Source organism: Leptolyngbya sp. ST-U4, from assembly GCF_039962215.1.
Taxonomy (GTDB): Bacteria; Cyanobacteriota; Cyanobacteriia; order Elainellales; family Elainellaceae; genus Leptolyngbya_A.
Map to the genome: position 1 here is coordinate 411,418 of NZ_JAMPKZ010000003.1, position 16,698 is coordinate 428,115.

Sequence of the window (16,698 nt, forward strand, 5' to 3'; positions counted from 1 at the left end):
ACTTCTCTATAATTTTACAGTTCTTCATGAAGTTGGTTGGAAGATAGGGCGATGCAATCGCTCCTCTGCTCTCCGCAAAGCTTCTTCTGGAGTGGCTTTACCCAGTAACACCGACTCGATCGCCCGCCCCAACGCATCAGACAAGCGGCTGTAGCCGGGAAAGATCGGGCGCGATTGTCCATGTTGTGCCTGGTCGAGGAATACCTGCATGACGGGCTGCTGGGCAATAAAGTTCTGGTAGGGCTTGCTTTGGCGGGAGGCAAGATTCACGGGCAGATAGCCTGTTTCGATCGCCCATTCGGTCTGAAACGATTCGCTAAGGACGTATTCCAGGAACGTGAGGGCAGCCTGTTCTTCGGCGGGGGTCGTTTTGAACAAGAACAGGTTTTCGCCACCGATGCTGGTTGCAGGGGTGGTTTGGGCTGGAATAGGCATCACGTCAAAATCCACACCGCTTTGCTGGAGGGGTCGGAGCGTCCAGGGTCCGGTAAGCTGCATCGCGACTTTGCCAGACAAAAACGCTTCTAGCTCATAGCCCCGTTCGGGGGGTGACAAAATGGCAGTGCGATCGTCCAGTAAATCTCGCCAGAACTGGAGAGCCTGAATTGCAGCAGGACTTGCCAGGGAGTCAAGCTGAATTTCGCCGCCTGCGCTCCAGAGAAAAGGGAGCCACATAAACACCGTCCATTCGCCTTTGCCCAGAGGCAGCAGCATTCCATATTTTCCCTTTGTCGGATCGGTCAGCCTTTGGGCAACCTGACGTAGTTCGGTCCAGGTGTGAGGCAGTTCGGTGATTCCAGCGGCGGCAAACAGGCTGGGACGGTAGAAAATGCCGATGTTATTGGTGCTAAAGGGAATTGACCACAGATGATCTTCCCATTCCATCGACGATCGCAGGGCTAGATCAACTGCCGCTTTACCTGAAAAGCTCGACCACCAAGGGTCTAATGGCGCGATCGCCCCTAGCTCAATTAACTGTCCCGTTAGAGTAGGCGCGTACCACAAGAGATTAGGCGGCGCATTGCCCACCACCGCAGCCAGAATTTTGGGAATCTGCTGGTCGCCCTGTCCCACATAAAGCAATTCCACCTGGATAGCAGGATGGACTTCGTTAAAGCGATCGACTAACTTTTGCAGCACTTCCCGATTTTCCGGCGGATTCACTCCATGCCAGAGCGTCAGATGAATTGCACCATCCGAAACGGCAGGCTGGCAACCCAGCAGTAGGCTACAGAAGCAAACAATTAGCAGCCGATATAGCAGTCGCATTTTGCAGCCTGTGTAATATTACCCGCGTAGGAATACAGGGGTACATTTTTTTTAGATGAAGGGTATCGCCCCTCTTGTGCCCCTCTCGATCGCTTGCCATGATATTTCCAGTGACGATTTTCAGGAACTCCAGCCCTCAGCACCAGTGTTTGGGGGTTTTTATTGTTTCTTCTTATTGTTTCTAATGATGCTAGCTCGTCATTTCCATGCTCAGGGATTCTACGCGATCGATCGACGGCTTCAATAGATCCAATGCTGCCTGCACCAAGCCCTGAAACAACGGGTGAGGTTGGCTGGGGCGCGACTGAAACTCTGGGTGAAACTGAGTGGCAACAAAGAACGGATGCCCCGGTAACTCCACAATTTCCACTAAGCGACCATCGGGCGACGTACCGCTCACCTGATAGCCCGACTCCAGGAACAGCGTCCGATAGGTGTTGTTAAACTCGTAGCGATGCCGATGCCGCTCGTACACCACCTCCTGCCCATAGAGTTTGGCGGTCAGGGTGTTTGGCGTGATTCGGCAGGGGTAAAGTCCTAGACGCATCGTACCGCCTAAGTCCACCACGTCCTGCTGTTCGGGCAGCAAGTTGATGATGGGATTCTGGCAGTTGGCATCAAACTCTGCACTGTTAGCGTCACTCAGCTTTGCCACATGCCGCGCCCACTCTATCACCGAACACTGCATTCCCAAGCAAAGACCAAGGAACGGAAGCTTGTGTTCACGAGCGTACTGAATCGCCGTAATTTTGCCGTCGATGCCGCGAGAGCCAAACCCACCCGGAACCAAGATGCCCTGTACGCCGCCCAGCAAGCGATCGACTGAATTTTCATCGACTTCTTCAGAGTTAATCCAGCGCAGATTCAGGTCACCACCCAATGCCAATGCCGCATGACGCAGGGCTTCACTCACCGACAGGTAGGCATCGTTGAGCTGCACATATTTCCCGACGATCGCAATCTCAAACGGCTGCTTGGGATGATGAAGCCGATCGACCAGCGTTTGCCACTGGCGCAGATCCGGCCGACGCTGCTCTAGCTGGAGGATATCAATCGCCTGCTGGGCCAAACCTTCCCGTTCCAGAATTAGAGGCACTTCATAAATGCTGCTGGCATCCGGGGACGTAATCACGCACTCCACAGGCACATCGCAGAACTCAGACATCTTTTCCTTCAATCCCTTCGGCAAGGGACGATCGCAGCGACACACTAGAATATCGGGCTGTATCCCAATCGATCGCAGTTCCTTGACCGAATGCTGAGTCGGCTTGGTTTTCATCTCACCCGCTGACGGAATCCAGGGAACCAGCGTCACATGAATATAGAGAATATTTTTGCGCCCCACTTCTTTACGAAGCTGCCGGATGGCCTCCAAAAAGGGCAGCGACTCAATATCGCCGACCGTGCCGCCGATTTCTGTGATGACTACATCAGGATTTGTATCGTTGGCAACGCGCATCACTCGCTCTTTAATCTCGTTGGTGATGTGGGGAATCACCTGCACCGTGCCGCCATTGTAGTCACCGCGCCGCTCTTTGTTGATGACTGCCTGATAGATCGAACCGGTGGTCACGCTGTTGAGCCGCGACATAGAGGTATCGGTAAATCGCTCGTAGTGTCCCAGATCCAGGTCGGTTTCTGCGCCGTCTCGCGTCACAAACACTTCACCGTGCTGAAATGGGCTCATCGTGCCGGGGTCTACGTTGATATAGGGATCAAGCTTCAAAATCGACACCGAGTAGTCGCGTGACTTCAAGAGGCGTCCCAGACTCGCCGCCACAATGCCTTTGCCGATGCTCGAAACGACTCCGCCCGTTACAAATACAAATTTCGTCATAGGTCTGCTGAATTACCGCCTGTTAAAGCCTTGCTGCTGAAGCTGATCGCCATGCATAACCCATACATTTTGGCATAGGGCATTGATTTAGGGTCAGCGAATTCTTTCTCAATCGAAACCATCCCCGATCGAAACTATCCCCGATCGAGATTTACTCTGAGCGGAACTCTCTGCTCGATCGCCAGTCATTACTTTCAAACCGCAGACTTGCTTTCCTAAGAGCGAAATCTTTGAGATTTCCGGGCTGGTGAAAGCGAGGTGCTGCTTGCTGCTTAGGTAATTCAGAGAAAGATATGCGATCGAATTTTGCTGCTCAACCTTCCCGGCTGCGCGAAGGGTCTTTGTCGTCTCGTTTATCGTCTGCTGCGGTACTGGCTCAGGATGCGCTTCATTCGGAATCTTTGCGATTGGCTCACCGAACCCAGTCACGATCGAGCAATGGCTTTCGATTTATTCGGCTGGGTGGACTGGAAAGCGGACTGAATATTGAGCCTGTGGATACTTCCCGCCGTAATGGTTTACCCGCTTCGGTTGGAACTGCAACCAGCAATGCAGCAAATTTAGGAAACTTGAGCGGCAATACGCAATTTAAATGGTCGGATGCTGTGGGCGGCAGCAGCAAAAATCGCTTCTTTCGGTTTGACCTGTCGCGCAGCAGCCAGATTAAGTTAGAGCTGGGTCAGCTTTCGGGCAATGCTGATCTAAGGCTGCTTAATATTGACAGTAAAGAACTGGGTCGATCGCTGCGGGCAAATCTCAGCAGTGAGTCGATCAATCAGCGTCTCAGTGCCGGGACCTATTACATCCAGGTGTCCACTGATGGAAATACCAGCGTCAACTACTCGCTCAATCTGAACGGCAAAGGCAGCACTGCAGACGGTGGCGACGCAATGAGAACGGCTCTGGATGCGGGCAACCTCAACCAGATGAAACGCACCTATCGCAACCGCATTTCGAGCTTTGATGCAGTAGATATGTATCGCGTGAATATCACAGAAACAGCAAGGGTGAATTTCACGCTGAATCGTCTGAGTAATGATGCTGATATCCTATTGCTGAATGCAGCCGGAGATGAAATTGCAGAATCAAGCCGACACGGACGTACCAACGAATCCATCCGGCAACAGCTTAGTGCTGGAACCTATTACGTTAAAGTGAATGCGTTTGATGAAGGACTGACGCGCTATTCGCTAGGAATGTCTACTGAAGTCGTGGCAAGCTCTGGAAATGGCAGTGGAGGGGATTTTGCAAACGGTTCCGGCAGTAATTCTGGCAATGGCTCCAGTAACAGCTCTGTAACTGGAAGTTTAAGCGGTGCAGAAACGATCGCTTCCCCCATCTTTTCCCGCAGTGACCAGGTTTCCGCAACCGACCGCGATGACTTATTTCAGTTCAACCTGACCCAGGCGGGCATCTTTTCCGCAGACTTAACCGGAGCCGCCAATCAAACAGGAATGCGCCTGATCCGCGATGCCAACAACAATGGGACGATCGATGCTGGGGAGGTGCTTTCGACCAAAACCAATTTATCTGCGAGCGTGAGACGCTATCTCGATCGCGGAACTTATTTCTTGCAGGTCGCAGGCGATGGTGCTCAAACTATTAATTACAGCCTGAAAACTAACTTCAACGCTGCCGGAAACAGCGAGTCCGTTGTGCGAATTAACCGCACCAGCAAAACCAGCGCAAACGGCTTGGTCGAACTTCAGGTGGCTTTGACGCGAAACGGGGCGATCGTCGATCAACTGCCTGCGATTTCTGGCGTAGGCAGCCGACAGGCATTCCGCACAGGGGAACTCAGTAAATCTGGCTCAATGGAACCGCTGCCCGAAGGCTATTGGTCGCTCGGTGTTGTGGAGTGGGCAAGCGGCACCAAAGGCGACTACACGCGCAGTTGGGCAGATCCAAACGACGGCTTGGGTCCAGTCTGGATCACGATGAATCCTTTGTTTACTACAGAACGCACTGGCATAGGCTTCCACCTCGACAACAACGCCCCCGTCGGAATGCCCGGAACGGCAGGCTGTATCGGCATTCTCAACAAAACCGATCTTGCTAAACTGGTGAGCTGGTTTGACGATAGCAAAGCCCCGAAACTGGCGATCGTCGATTGGAACTTGGGCACGGTCGAGGTTTGAGGGAACGAGGAAATGAGTTGAGGGGTGGATGAGCAAATGAGCGGAGTGTCAGAAGCCCCTTGATTTAGCGGGGGGAGTACGTCAAACTTACCTGTCATCCCCCTTCATTCCCCTCTTCATGCTCTGCGCCATGCCCGACTCTATATCCGACTTTTTCCAGTTTGAGTCTGATTTTGTCGATTCGCTGCGCTGCATTCCCATGTGTGTGCGCTACAAGCTTGATACCTGCGGGGTGAAATTGAAGCTGCCCCACTGGAATCAGCTCTCCCAGACCGATCGCCAAACACTGGTCGAATTGCCCTGCGAAACCCCCACAGAAATTCAGACCTATCGGTCGCATCTCCAGCAGATGGTTCAGGCGCACTCCGGCGAAACCCCTTCGGATCTGGCGATCGATCCCCATCCCGACTGGCAAAATGTGACGCAAATTCCCGAAAGTGTGAAAGCTCAAGGTGAGTCTGTGGGAGTGCTGCTCGCCCCAGAACAATGGGCAAGTTTAACGCCGCTCCAGCGATTTGCCCTGATTAAGCTCAGTCGATCGCAGCACGAAAATAAAAACTTTTTGCCCGCCCTGCGCGAATTTCACCTGGCTTCGTCATGAACCAGACCGATCTGATTATTTTGGCGGTTTATCTAATTAGCATCGCCTATGTGATTTACAGGGCGATCGACTCGCTGGAAGAGCAAACGATCATCCTGTTCGATAAAGCAGCTTTAGCCCAGGAGCTCAGCGAACAGCGAATTGCTGATACACCGCTCAGCCAGTTTCTCGACATCAACTTTAGCTTCAAAGGTCGCTATAACTTTTCAGATCAACCCGCCACCGTGACAGGCATTATTCAAAATAAGTCTGCTACAGCAACGATCGCGATCGACTGGGACAGCAGCTCCATGACAAATTTTGCAGGAAAAGTCCGGCGCGTCATTCACCTCATTCCTGACCTCACGCCCGATAGCCTCTCTGAACCGCAAATTAAAAGCACGATTCCCCCCGGTCGCAGTCTGCAAGCCGTTCTCACACCCGAAGATCTGGTAAAACCCAATGACGATCGCACAACGCTGGTGGCAAAGGGGGCGATCATCGATCTGGCGCAGGTCGAGAAAGCAAATGCCGGACAGTTTGCCCTATTTAGTGAACGCCAAGCCTCACTCAAATTCACAGCGCGGCTATTGTTTCAAATTGTTAACATTGCCGACGGGGCGAAGCGCGAATATTGGGCTTATGTGCCCTGCCAATTCATTATTGAAAAAGCGTCGCTGATGGAATATTTTCCCTGGCTCCCCGACTAACCTATCCCAGTGACAAGCCACAACAAGTAATAGACTGGAATCAAGGGAAGAGGAGGCGAGGCAGTTGCGGGCATTTTGCCTGAGGAAAGTCCGGGCTTCCGAAAGACCAGACTTGCTGGGTAACGCCCAGTGCGCGCAAGCGTGAGGAGAGTGCCACAGAAACATACCGCCAGGACAGTTTAGAACTCAAAATTCTGGATTATTCCTGGTAAGGGTGCAAAGGTGCGGTAAGAGCGCACCAGCAACGTCGAGAGGCGTTGGCTCGGTAAACCCCGGTCGGAAGCAAGGTTGAAGGAGCAAGGGTTGGTCTTTTTCCCGCTCCGGGTAGCGTTCTTGGACGCTGCGAAATCCGCTAGAGGTGTCTGGTAACAGGCATCCCAGATAGATAACTGCTCCTTGGGGCGAATCGTTCCAAGAGACAGAACCCGGCTTATGACCGCCTCTTCCCGATTAATTTTGAAAAAACTGCCTCGGTGCGATGCTTGCTGACCCCCGCCGCCAGAAACAGCTTCAGCAGCTTATTCTCAAACTCGGACTACCCGCAGAGAGTCCCGTCAATTGGGTACTGCTCGATCTGGCCCTTACCGATCCGACTGCTTCTGCCACAGCAAACTATGAGCGGCTGGAGTTTGTAGGCGACGCGGTGGTGAAACTGGCAGCAGGCGAGTTTTTGTACAGGCAATATCCTGACGTTTCCGAAGGCGAACTGTCTGCCATTCGCAGCATTCTAGTGAGCGATCGTCTGCTTGCCCAGATTGCCAAAAGCTACGGGATCGATCGCTATCTGATCCTTTCCCACAGTGCCTCGATCGATCGCATCGGACTGGATACCCGCTTGGCGGCTGCCCTGGAAGCAATTCTTGCCGCCCTGTATCTCAGCACCCAGAATTTGAGTTTGATTCATCCCTGGCTGGACAGCCATCTCCATCAGCTTGGGGAAGTGATTCGCAGCGACCCTGCCCTGCACAACTATAAAGGGGCACTGCAAACCATGACCCAAAGCCAGCATCAGGGCTTACCGGAGTATCGCGTGACGGAGCTAAACCCGGTGCATGGCGACAGCGAGCGATTCGCCGCCGAAGTCTGGATCAACGGTCAATGCTGGGGGCAAGGTCGCGGACAATCCAAAAAGACGGCAGAACAGGCGGCAGCCCAGGAAGCATTTTTTGCCCTCCAGACTCACCTCAGCTCCAATCCTTCTGGGTGATTCCACGCACTGCTTTAATCGAAACTTTATTGCCCTGTGTGAAATTACGCTAGATTCACGCGATGTCGGGTGGTATGTTAGCACCTCTTAGACTCTGTAGGTGCTGTTCAATTAAAATTTGAAGATTTTGTCTGCTTAACTCCATTCCAGATTGCAGATTTGCTGAAGTCTCAAAAAAGACGATGCTATCGATCGGCTTCATTGCTAGCATCTGGAATAGCAAATGAATCACTGGAATCGGTAAAGCAACGAGCTGCGGATCATGGAGTGTACTGGTGTTGGCTTTAGCAGCCTCCAGGCTGGGAAAAGCATATACGACCGTCTTGGTCACTTCTGGCTGAGTCTGGTCGGCAATGGTTATCGTGAGCCACTCCTGCTCAAGGTTCTGTAAAATATAATACTGAGGGTGCTTTAACCGTTCGGCGATGGCTTTCAGGACAGGTGCAACATAATTTACATCGGTTGGCTCTGCTCCATAGCGAGGAGCTTCATCAATTAGTACCTGAATCTGTTCGTCAAGCTTCATACTGGATCGGGGTGTAGCAATCTTATTGAAGGGTGTCCTCCCAGTCTAGACCGCTCTACCACAAGGCGACACAATCAGGCGACGCAACTACCGCATTCTTCCAAGCGGCAAGACAATATCCGGGAGACCCCAATAAAAAGCTCGAAACGAAAAGCTCGAAACGAAAATTTCAAGCTCGGCTTTAAGACCTTATTATCTTGTCCATCAGGGCTGATTCCTGGCAGTTAGGAGTTTTGTATGCTCCCAAAACTGCCTTGGAAACGGATACCTGTTTATCGCATCTCATTACTGCCTTATGCACAAGCTTCAGTGTGCGAACGTTGTGTCGATCTTCCAGCGGGAAAAGCCTAGTAGTTGTGTGGAAGCAATCTTTAAGATTCTGTTCCAGGAACTTCAGCAGTCAACTCGATCGCCCGCAGCTCAATGTCGAGCAGTTGCCGATCGGCTGACCGAAGAAGTTTCCCGCATCTGCTCAGAAAGCCAGCGGATTCAGGCGTCGGGTGAAGTCGAAACCTGGTCTACCACACTGGCAAAGCATCGCCTGAAACAGTGTCTCAAATACTATGACTTGGGGTCACACCGGGGCAGGATCGAGTTACACAGCACGTTGAGCGCGGTAGTTTACCGCTACATCACCCCCCCTCAGGTACAGTCCAGCTATCAGGCACGTCTGACCCTGATCGAAGACTTTTTGCAGGGATTTTATATCGAATCGCTGAATGCCTTCCGGCGCGAAAACCAGTTACCTGCCACCTATCGTCCCCGCACCTTGCTGGAGTTGGCAGAGTATATGGCTTTCACAGAACGGTACGGCAAACGTCGCATTCCCCTTCCAGGTCGCCGCAGCCAGCAGCTCATTATTCTGCGAGCACAAACTTTCTCGCAGCAGCAGCCGCCTGAAACAATGGTGGACATGGAGCAAGCAGCCGAGGGCACGCTCAACGAAAGCGATACTTCGCGCAGCACCGTTTCCATGCCTCAGGTCAGGGAACAAATGGTGGCGCAAGAGCCAGAATTGCAGGAAGATACGCTGCGAAATACGGTGATCGCCGAGCTGATGAATTACCTAGAGGAGCGACAGCAGCAAGACTGCGCCGACTATTTCGCGCTGCGGCTAAAAGATTTACCCACCAGTGAGATCGAGGCGATTTTGGGACTTACTGCCCGTCAGCGAGACTATTTGCAGCAGCGATTTAAATATCACCTGATTCGCTTTGCGCTGTCCCACCAGTGGGAACTTGTGCATCAATGGCTGGAAGCCGACCTGGAGCGCAATTTCGGGCTAACGCCGCAGCAGTGGCAGCAGTTTGCTGATCGCCTCACGCCCCGCCAGCAGGAACTCCTGAGCCGTAAGCAGGCAGGCATGGCAGACGCGTCGATCGCCCAGGCTCTCAGCATTACCCCGACCCAACTGCAAAAACAATGGTCTAAATTACTTGAACAAGCCTGGGAAATTCGCAACAATTTAATATCCGGAGCAGGGACTTCTACCAATGAATAATGAAGCAGAAGCCATACAGCAGTTCGTTGTGTGGCTGTTGCAAACACTAGACCCGGCAAGTGGTGCGCCATCAGGGGATTGGAATCAGGCAGCGGAGCCTGAACAAACCGGGTCAGTGAACCTGCAATTTTCTGCTGAGCCACTCAGTTCTGCTGGCGCGGAGGGCATTCTGAGGAATGCTAATGACCCCAGCGATCGAATCGATCGAACAGGTCAACCGACTTCCAACCCAGAGAACACGAGTATGCCGCTTGATGAGGACCCTTCGCAACTTGCATTCGGAGACATACCTGCTGTGCAACATCGTTTTCACGCGCTGCTGAAGAACAAGCTCAAAACAGAAATTGAGCGCAATCCGCCGCGATTCCCCTGGGAAACTGAGCAGCACGATTACCACTACGACTCTCCATACGATTCTGAATCCTACGCCTACCCTGACGCTGAGCAGCCTCACACGGGAGAGCGATTAAGCTTCCCTGTTCAAGAACCTGTCCCGATCTGGGCTGCTCACCTCAAGACACTCAATTTGCCGATCGCCCTACCCGACTCGGTGCTGCAATCCTTGTTTGAGCAGTGCTGCCATTTAATGCAGTCTTCTCTCCGTGAAGGGCGGCGACTCGTCCAGGCAGTCGAATCGCTGTTTCCCGAAGAAGGAGCAGTGCTGAATGAGCTGGCAGGGATGGTTCTCGCTTCCCCAGTTCGGGGCGGAACCTCGACTGAGCCAAAGCCAGCGATCGCCAACCCAGGCTTTCTCACCGATTACAATCAGGCATCTCGTCCGCAGCAAATGGTGCTGTCGCTGCTAGCAGCCCGCGAGATGTTTGAGGCAATGACGCTCACGCTTTCGCCCCGTGCCGCTATTCGTCGCTCCTGGCTGACCGATGCAGGAGCAATCATGCTGGAGGTGCAGTACCATCCAGAATCCGGTACGGTGCGAATCGATGCCCAGCTTCCCACAGGTGGCACGGTGCGGTTTCAGCAAGCCGCCCTTGAATCGATCGCTTCCTGCACGCAGGCGGGCAATTTGAGCGTTAGTCTCAGCCCGATCTGCATAGAGCAGTCTATGACGCTCACGATTGAGTTAGCAAAATCCGATGCGCCGCTGGTGTTTGCCGTGCGTTTGCCGCTTGAGCCATAGTTCCAATGGCATTACAGTTCGGGTTCTGAAAGTTTGCGGAATCTACCGAATTTTGTTGATCGCTCTCCCGTTCCATGGGCAGGTCTGGTTAGCATAGAAGCGAAAATTGCGATCGCGGTTTATGTCTTCTCCTGCCCGGAAATCTCAAGCCTCTCTCAATCCGATTCTGAAGCTGCCGCTGCTCCGTCAGATTTGGCAGCGGATCGAGTCTCAGCCTTTACCGGAACCAGAAGATTCAATTCCGCTGCGGGTGCTGATCCAGGGGCTTGTTACGGTGGGTATTGTGGCGATCGATGTGGCTGCTGCAGACAGTACCGATGCTCAGGGTTTGAGCCTGTGGGCAGTTCCGGTCAGTGTGGTGGGAGCGGTTTGGAGCCACTATCACCGCCGAAAACGCAATATTCCGGTGAAGTTTTGTATTGCGATCGGGATGCTGGTGGCTCTAGCGATCTTTTTTATGCGGATCTGGGTGGAGCGCAACGATACGCGGATCGCGCTGGCAACGCTGCTGATTCATCTCCAGGTGTTTCACAGCTTTGATACGCCCCGTCGGAAGGATTTGGGCTATTCAGCAGTGATCGGACTGATTTTGATTGGGGTCGCGGCGACCCTGAGCCAAACGCTGGCATTTGCGCCTGTGCTGCTGCTGTTTCTGGGGCTGGCGGTTCCGGTGCTGATCCTCAACTATCGATCGCAAATCGGCTTGGTAACTCCCACGCTGAATCGAGTTCGGGCGGATCTGGCTCCAAAACGCATGGGATGGGTGCTGCTGGCAGTACTGGGTTTGGGACTGGGAATTTTTCTGTTGCTGCCGCGCTTTCCCGGCTATCAAATTCGCACATTTCCGGTGAGTGCGCCGATCTCGCTTCAAGAAGAGTTCAAGCAGAGCCAAATTATCAATTCCGGCTATGTGCAGCCCGGACGATCGCCAGAAGCAGGAGAAGAAAAAGGAAATAACGGGTCAGGCGGACTGGCTCCCACCGAAGGCGCAGGCACAGTTAACCCCCAGTCTTATTACGGCTTCAATTCCAAAATCAATCAAAATCTGCGCGGCATGATGCAGCCGCAGGTGGTAATGCGAATTCGATCGCAGGCTCCGGGCTTCTGGCGGGTGCTGGCGTTTGATCGCTATAGCGGGCAGGGCTGGGAAATTTCGCGCAATCAAGACGCAGACATCCAGCAGGTCGAGCGTCCGAGCTGGACGTTTCGTTTTAACTTGCCGTGGTCAGTGACGCTAAATCGGACTCGGGAAGTGGTGCAGTCCTACACGGTGGTTGCCGATCTGCCCAATTTGATTCCGGCACTGTATGAAGTGAAAGAACTGTACTTTCCGACCAATCAAGTTGCGATCGATCGAGAAAGTGGACTGCGATCGCCCGTTCCCTTATCTGAAGGGCTGACTTACACCGTTATTTCAGCCGTGCCTTATCGCGATCGAACTCGGCTGCAGTCGGCACCTGGGAACTATCCCGGCGAACTAGAAAACTATATGCAGCTCCCTGCGGCTGTAGCCAGGCAAATTCGTCAAAAAACAGAGGCAATTCTGGCACGATCGCCAAAACCCTTAACCGCTTCCTACGAAAAGACGCTGTTCCTGACGCAGTATCTCAAGCAAAACTACCGCATTCAGCCGGATTTGCCGTTTCTGGCGGATGGGGAAGATCTAGCAGAAGCCTTTTTATTCAAGTACGAGGGCGGCTATCCCGATCACTTTGCGACAACGCTAACAGTGATGCTGCGATCGATCGGCATTCCGGCTCGATTAGTGGTGGGCTTTTCTCCGGGAAAATTCAATCCCTTGACCGGATACTATGTGGTTCGCAACACCGATGCTCACGCCATGACCGAAGTGTATTTTCACAAATTCGGCTGGTTCAGCTTTGACCCGATTCCCGGACATCCGCTGGTTCCGCCATCGATCGAAGAATCCAGCGTGTTTGGCGTGTTGCAGCAGTTCTGGAACTGGATCGCCGGATGGCTACCTTCGCCGCTCACAGGCTGGCTCAACGGTGTTTTTGAATGGTTCATGAGAATTGCTGGATGGGCGATCGGCTGGATGATGGGACTATTTACGCAAGGCTGGCTTGGGTTATTGCTGGGTGCAGGACTCCTGACCGGACTTGGTTTTCTGGGTTGGCTACTCTGGCAGGGCTGGCAGCAGTGGCGATATCAACGCTGGCTCAAGCGTTTGCCGCCGATGGAAGCAATTTATCAGCAAATGCTGCGCTGGCTCGACCATCAGGGATTTCGCAAGCCGATCGCCCAAACGCCCCTAGAATATGCTCACGCCTGCCACAGCCGCTATTCGCTCGACCGGGCAAAAGCGATCGAAGAAATTACCGAGGCTTATGTGTGCTGGCGATACGGTGGAGAAACTCCTAATTTGCCTTATCTCAAGCAGTGTCTCCGACAGATGCAGCGTAAATTGGGGCGACCCTAATCCTCAAGCGATCGCTGATGTCGCCAAGTGACTCAAGCCAGCAAACCGGGTTTAACTCGTTCTCCCACGGCTCTGGTTTCAGCAGGTTTGACCGCAAAGCGATCGGCATGAAGCAGCGATCGTCGGTAAGCTATAATTCACGCAGGAAGCCACTTCCAGTAATAAAGCCTCTACTCGTAACGGATGACCCTATCTTCCGGTCTGCGAAGGAGCGACTAGCCTACCTGCAAAGCGGTAAGCAGCAACGAGACAATAAACCTGTCGATGCCGACAAAGCGGCTTGAGTTATGAATCAGCCTTCTGAAGTTAATGCCAGCGTTCATTCCCCCGCTAACACCGAAGATAGCGCGGCAGCAGTTCCGGCAATAAAGCCACAGCCAAGCTATGTGAAGCTGGCAATGCGAAACATGGTGCGAAAGCGGGGCACATCGATTTATCACTTTGCCCTGACAACGGTCGGCTTACTGACCGTGCTGGTCGGTCTTGCCTATCTAACGCGCTAGGAGCAGCGCATGACGGAAAATTTATCCAGCAGCTCCCCAGATGAAGCAGTTTTAGGAAGCATGGGAGGGGAGATGGCGATCGAAGTGAGCGTTCAGGATGCTTATTTTGACGATGAAACGGCTCCCATTGCCGAATTAACTTGGGAGAAATGGTTTTCGCAGTGGCTCAGTTGCCTCCAGGCAGATCTACCGCCCCGGTTTGCCTATGAGCTGAGCCTGCGCCTGACGGATGATGCCGAAATTCAGACCTTAAACGCGCAATATCGCCAGAAAGATCAGCCGACTGATGTACTGGCATTTGCTGCGCTGGAGGTAGACTATCCCCAATCAGAAGAGATGCAGGCAGCGATGCCGCTCTACCTTGGGGACATTATTATTTCAGTCGAGACGGCAGCCGCACAAGCACAAGAGCGAGGACATTCTCTTGCTTACGAATTGTCGTGGCTAGCCGCTCACGGGCTGTTGCATCTAGTAGGGTGGGATCACCCCGATGAGGAAAGCCTTCAGCAAATGCTCGACCAGCAGGACACTCTGCTTCAAAGGGTGCAGATTACCCCAGAGTGGCAGGGAAAAGCCCAGGAAAAAACAGCCCGATCGTGAAGATTTAGCTCAAGCCCAGTTGGGGGGATGCCATCCTGCAGCGAGATCGATTACCGTCAAACCATTCGCTCAGCCCATGCATAGGAAAACTTGTGGATATGCGTCCCTGATTACACTGCAAATGCTTCTTCTGACCTACGCTATTCTTGACACGCTCATTGCCCAGCCGCCTTTATGACTCAAAACCTATCTACCGAAGCTCCACCCCGTCAATCGGTGAAACCTTCCCCGAACCGATCGCTTTCCTGGCGGGTGGCATCCAACTTGTTTGTGAGTTTTCGCTATGCCTGGGCGGGCTTGAGCTATACCTTTCAAACGCAGCGCAACTTTCGGATTCACCTGGCAATGGGCACGGTCGCGCTCCTGCTCAGCATTCTCCTGGGTTTGAGCCGGGTTGAAATTGCAATCATTGGCTTGACGAGCGGTGTGGTGTTGACGATGGAGCTGCTGAATACAGCGATCGAATCCGTGGTAGATCTCACTGTCAGACAGACCTATCACGAACTCGCTAAGATTGCTAAAGACTGTGCGGCAGGTGCAGTTCTAGTTTCCGCGCTTGCGGCAGTCATTGTGGCAGGATCGCTGCTGTTGCCCCCGCTGCTGGAAGTGGTGCGATCGACCATCTCCCTCCCCGAATTCCCTAATTAATTTTCTAATTCCCTATTCCCCCTCGCTTCTCGATCTACCATGCTTCTTGTAATCGATAATTACGACAGCTTTACCTACAACCTGGTGCAGTATCTGGGAGAACTGGGGGCAGAACATCTGGTCGCCGCAGACATTCGGGTGTATCGCAACGACAAAATTTCCCTGGCAGAAATCGAGCAGCTTCAGCCAGACGGCATTGTGATTTCGCCGGGTCCGGGTCGCCCTGAAGACTCAGGCGTATCGCTAGAGGTGATTCGGGTTTTGGGTTCTAAGCTGCCTGTGCTGGGCGTGTGCCTGGGTCATCAGGGGATTGGCTATGTGCATCATGGCAAGATTACCGCTGCCCCGGAACTGATGCATGGCAAAACCTCCCCGGTCTATCACACGGGCGTTGGCGTGTTTGAGGGACTGGAGAATCCCTTTACCGCTACGCGCTACCACAGCCTGATTATCGATCGCACCACCTGCCCGCCAGAGCTAGAAATCACTGCATGGGTCGAAGACGGAACGATCATGGGAGTGCGCCATCGTGACTATCCTCATCTGCAAGGCGTGCAGTTTCACCCGGAAAGCGTGCTGACTGGATCGGGCAAGGCTCTGCTAAAGAATTTCCTCAAATCGATCGATCGGGTCGCGGTGGGGGTATAGCAATTCCGCTATCGCGGAAACTGGTTCACATCGGTTTCCGTCTGGGAGCTCGCTGTGGTTAAATGGCTTGCAGGGATTTGCCCGTCAGCAGCCCCAGCGCGTTTTGGAGTGAGGAATTTATGAAGCGACGACAGTTTATACAGTCTGCGGCTGCAGGGTTGGCGACGGCAGGGCTGGGGGCGATCGGGAAAGTTTCACCGGGGCTAGCTCAGGGGGCAGAGAGTTTATCGGTTCGGTGGCTGGGCCATAGCTGCTTTTTGTTCAGCGGGACCGGGCTGCGAATTCTGGTCAATCCATTTCGTCCGATCGGTTGTACGGCGGGCTACCGTGCTCCGCAAGTGGAGGCGGATCTGGTGCTGATTAGTAGCCGTCTGCTAGATGAAGGGGTCGTCGATGGGCTGCCCGGAAACCCGCGTGTGCTGTTTGAACCGGGCGTATTTGAGTTTCGCGGACTTCAGCTTCAGGGCATTCGGACACCGCACGATGATTTAGGCGGCAGACGCTTTGGCACGAACGTGGTGTGGCGATGGCGACAGGGCGGGGTAAATGTGCTGCACTTGGGCGGCGCGGCGGCTCCGATTACCACCGAGCAGCAAATTCTTATGGGTCGTCCCGATGTGGCAATGGTTCCGATCGGCAATGGTCCTAAAGTGTTTACCCCCGAAGAGGCGCAGGCGGCGATTCAGCGGCTTAACCCCAAAATTGTGATTCCCACCCAGTATCGGACGCAGGCAGCGGATGCGGCAAACTGCGATATTCTGCCGATCGACAATTTCCTGAACTTGGTTCAGGGTGCAACGGTGCGACGGGTCGGCAGTGACAGCGTGACGCTGCGATCGGGCAATTTACCCGCAGAAGGAACCGAGATTCAGGTTTTGAGCTATGCGTTTTGAGTCGTCAGATTCGATCGCCCACTGCTGATCTTTGGTGGTAGGCAAAGGCACTCAGAACGA

16 protein-coding genes and 1 other RNA gene are annotated in these 16,698 nt (G+C 53.4%); 14 read left to right on the top strand and 3 right to left on the bottom strand.

What is annotated here, in order from left to right:
• Nucleotides 1-24 precede the first annotated feature (24 nt).
• Together NDA02_RS09060 and NDA02_RS09065 are read right to left on the bottom strand one after the other, a co-directional pair.
• Complete coding sequence (locus NDA02_RS09060) at nt 25-1,269, bottom strand: ABC transporter substrate-binding protein (protein WP_348254829.1); 1,245 nt, start codon at nt 1,267-1,269, stop codon at nt 25-27.
• Nucleotides 1,270-1,459: 190 nt separating this feature from the next.
• A complete protein-coding gene (locus tag NDA02_RS09065; protein WP_190791608.1) occupies nt 1,460-3,106 on the bottom strand; it encodes a CTP synthase in 1,647 nt (548 codons plus the stop codon).
• A 293-nt stretch (nt 3,107-3,399) separates the two neighbouring features.
• Here NDA02_RS09065 and NDA02_RS09070 point away from each other — a divergent pair, with 293 nt between their 5' ends.
• From NDA02_RS09070 to rnc, 5 genes are all read left to right on the top strand, one after another.
• On the top strand, nt 3,400-5,244 hold the full coding sequence (locus NDA02_RS09070) for a PPC domain-containing protein (RefSeq protein ID WP_190791609.1): 1,845 nt from the start codon (nt 3,400-3,402) through the stop codon (nt 5,242-5,244).
• Nucleotides 5,245-5,374: 130 nt separating this feature from the next.
• Nucleotides 5,375-5,845, top strand: coding sequence for a nitrate reductase associated protein (locus NDA02_RS09075; RefSeq protein WP_199296508.1), 471 nt, complete (start codon nt 5,375-5,377; stop codon nt 5,843-5,845).
• On the top strand, nt 5,842-6,534 hold the full coding sequence (locus tag NDA02_RS09080; RefSeq protein ID WP_190791610.1) for a hypothetical protein: 693 nt from the start codon (nt 5,842-5,844) through the stop codon (nt 6,532-6,534). Before NDA02_RS09075 ends, NDA02_RS09080 begins: the two co-directional genes overlap by 4 nt.
• 48 nt (nt 6,535-6,582) lie before the next feature.
• Nucleotides 6,583-6,982, top strand: an RNA gene (gene rnpB / locus NDA02_RS09085) — RNase P RNA component class A.
• Between the two features lie 30 nt (nt 6,983-7,012).
• Nucleotides 7,013-7,741, top strand: a complete 729-nt coding sequence (rnc, locus tag NDA02_RS09090) for a ribonuclease III (RefSeq protein WP_190791611.1) — start codon at nt 7,013-7,015, stop codon at nt 7,739-7,741.
• A 55-nt stretch (nt 7,742-7,796) separates the two neighbouring features.
• Here rnc and NDA02_RS09095 read toward each other — a convergent pair whose 3' ends face one another.
• On the bottom strand, nt 7,797-8,267 hold the full coding sequence (locus NDA02_RS09095; protein ID WP_190791612.1) for a hypothetical protein: 471 nt from the start codon (nt 8,265-8,267) through the stop codon (nt 7,797-7,799).
• Nucleotides 8,268-8,562: 295 nt separating this feature from the next.
• On the opposite strand from NDA02_RS09095, the gene hetZ reads away from it, so the two are divergent.
• The 9 genes from hetZ (at nt 8,563) to NDA02_RS09140 (ending at nt 16,638) form a co-directional block, all read left to right on the top strand.
• A complete protein-coding gene (gene hetZ / locus NDA02_RS09100; RefSeq protein ID WP_190791613.1) occupies nt 8,563-9,768 on the top strand; it encodes a heterocyst differentiation protein HetZ in 1,206 nt (401 codons plus the stop codon).
• Entirely contained in the window at nt 9,761-10,906 is a 1,146-nt protein-coding gene (locus NDA02_RS09105) for a hypothetical protein (RefSeq protein WP_190791614.1), read from the top strand. Before hetZ ends, NDA02_RS09105 begins: the two co-directional genes overlap by 8 nt.
• Nucleotides 10,907-11,027: 121 nt before the next feature.
• A complete protein-coding gene (locus NDA02_RS09110) occupies nt 11,028-13,346 on the top strand; it encodes a transglutaminaseTgpA domain-containing protein (RefSeq protein WP_190791615.1) in 2,319 nt (772 codons plus the stop codon).
• Between the two features lie 17 nt (nt 13,347-13,363).
• The gene (locus NDA02_RS09115; protein ID WP_190791616.1) at nt 13,364-13,630 is read left to right on the top strand and encodes a hypothetical protein; all 267 of its coding nucleotides are present in this window, start codon (nt 13,364-13,366) and stop codon (nt 13,628-13,630) included.
• A 3-nt stretch (nt 13,631-13,633) separates the two neighbouring features.
• Complete coding sequence (locus NDA02_RS09120; RefSeq protein WP_190791617.1) at nt 13,634-13,849, top strand: DUF3285 domain-containing protein; 216 nt, start codon at nt 13,634-13,636, stop codon at nt 13,847-13,849.
• Nucleotides 13,850-13,921: 72 nt separating this feature from the next.
• Entirely contained in the window at nt 13,922-14,449 is a 528-nt protein-coding gene (ybeY, locus tag NDA02_RS09125) for an rRNA maturation RNase YbeY (RefSeq protein WP_190791622.1), read from the top strand.
• A gap of 174 nt (nt 14,450-14,623) precedes the next feature.
• Nucleotides 14,624-15,097, top strand: coding sequence for a diacylglycerol kinase family protein (locus tag NDA02_RS09130; protein WP_190791618.1), 474 nt, complete (start codon nt 14,624-14,626; stop codon nt 15,095-15,097).
• A 39-nt stretch (nt 15,098-15,136) separates the two neighbouring features.
• Nucleotides 15,137-15,745: an aminodeoxychorismate/anthranilate synthase component II gene (locus NDA02_RS09135; RefSeq protein ID WP_190791619.1), complete on the top strand. Its 609-nt coding sequence runs from the start codon at nt 15,137-15,139 to the stop codon at nt 15,743-15,745.
• Between the two features lie 119 nt (nt 15,746-15,864).
• Entirely contained in the window at nt 15,865-16,638 is a 774-nt protein-coding gene (locus NDA02_RS09140) for an MBL fold metallo-hydrolase (protein ID WP_348246951.1), read from the top strand.
• Nucleotides 16,639-16,698 lie beyond the last annotated feature (60 nt).

Excerpts from the sequence above, each read along its gene's own strand:
- NDA02_RS09135 (WP_190791619.1), top strand. The coding sequence starts at position 15,137 with ATGCTTCTTGTAATCGATAATTACGACAGCTTTACCTACAACCTGGTG.
- NDA02_RS09060 (WP_348254829.1), bottom strand. The coding sequence starts at position 1,269 with ATGCGACTGCTATATCGGCTGCTAATTGTTTGCTTCTGTAGCCTACTG.
- NDA02_RS09065 (WP_190791608.1), bottom strand. The coding sequence starts at position 3,106 with ATGACGAAATTTGTATTTGTAACGGGCGGAGTCGTTTCGAGCATCGGC.
- NDA02_RS09105 (WP_190791614.1), top strand. The coding sequence starts at position 9,761 with ATGAATAATGAAGCAGAAGCCATACAGCAGTTCGTTGTGTGGCTGTTG.
- ybeY (WP_190791622.1), top strand. The coding sequence starts at position 13,922 with ATGGCGATCGAAGTGAGCGTTCAGGATGCTTATTTTGACGATGAAACG.
- rnc (WP_190791611.1), top strand. The coding sequence starts at position 7,013 with ATGCTTGCTGACCCCCGCCGCCAGAAACAGCTTCAGCAGCTTATTCTC.
- NDA02_RS09110 (WP_190791615.1), top strand. The coding sequence starts at position 11,028 with ATGTCTTCTCCTGCCCGGAAATCTCAAGCCTCTCTCAATCCGATTCTG.
- NDA02_RS09080 (WP_190791610.1), top strand. The coding sequence starts at position 5,842 with ATGAACCAGACCGATCTGATTATTTTGGCGGTTTATCTAATTAGCATC.
- NDA02_RS09140 (WP_348246951.1), top strand. The coding sequence starts at position 15,865 with ATGAAGCGACGACAGTTTATACAGTCTGCGGCTGCAGGGTTGGCGACG.
- NDA02_RS09075 (WP_199296508.1), top strand. The coding sequence starts at position 5,375 with ATGCCCGACTCTATATCCGACTTTTTCCAGTTTGAGTCTGATTTTGTC.
- NDA02_RS09115 (WP_190791616.1), top strand. The coding sequence starts at position 13,364 with ATGTCGCCAAGTGACTCAAGCCAGCAAACCGGGTTTAACTCGTTCTCC.
- hetZ (WP_190791613.1), top strand. The coding sequence starts at position 8,563 with ATGCACAAGCTTCAGTGTGCGAACGTTGTGTCGATCTTCCAGCGGGAA.
- NDA02_RS09120 (WP_190791617.1), top strand. The coding sequence starts at position 13,634 with ATGAATCAGCCTTCTGAAGTTAATGCCAGCGTTCATTCCCCCGCTAAC.
- NDA02_RS09130 (WP_190791618.1), top strand. The coding sequence starts at position 14,624 with ATGACTCAAAACCTATCTACCGAAGCTCCACCCCGTCAATCGGTGAAA.
- NDA02_RS09070 (WP_190791609.1), top strand. The coding sequence starts at position 3,400 with ATGCGATCGAATTTTGCTGCTCAACCTTCCCGGCTGCGCGAAGGGTCT.
- NDA02_RS09095 (WP_190791612.1), bottom strand. The coding sequence starts at position 8,267 with ATGAAGCTTGACGAACAGATTCAGGTACTAATTGATGAAGCTCCTCGC.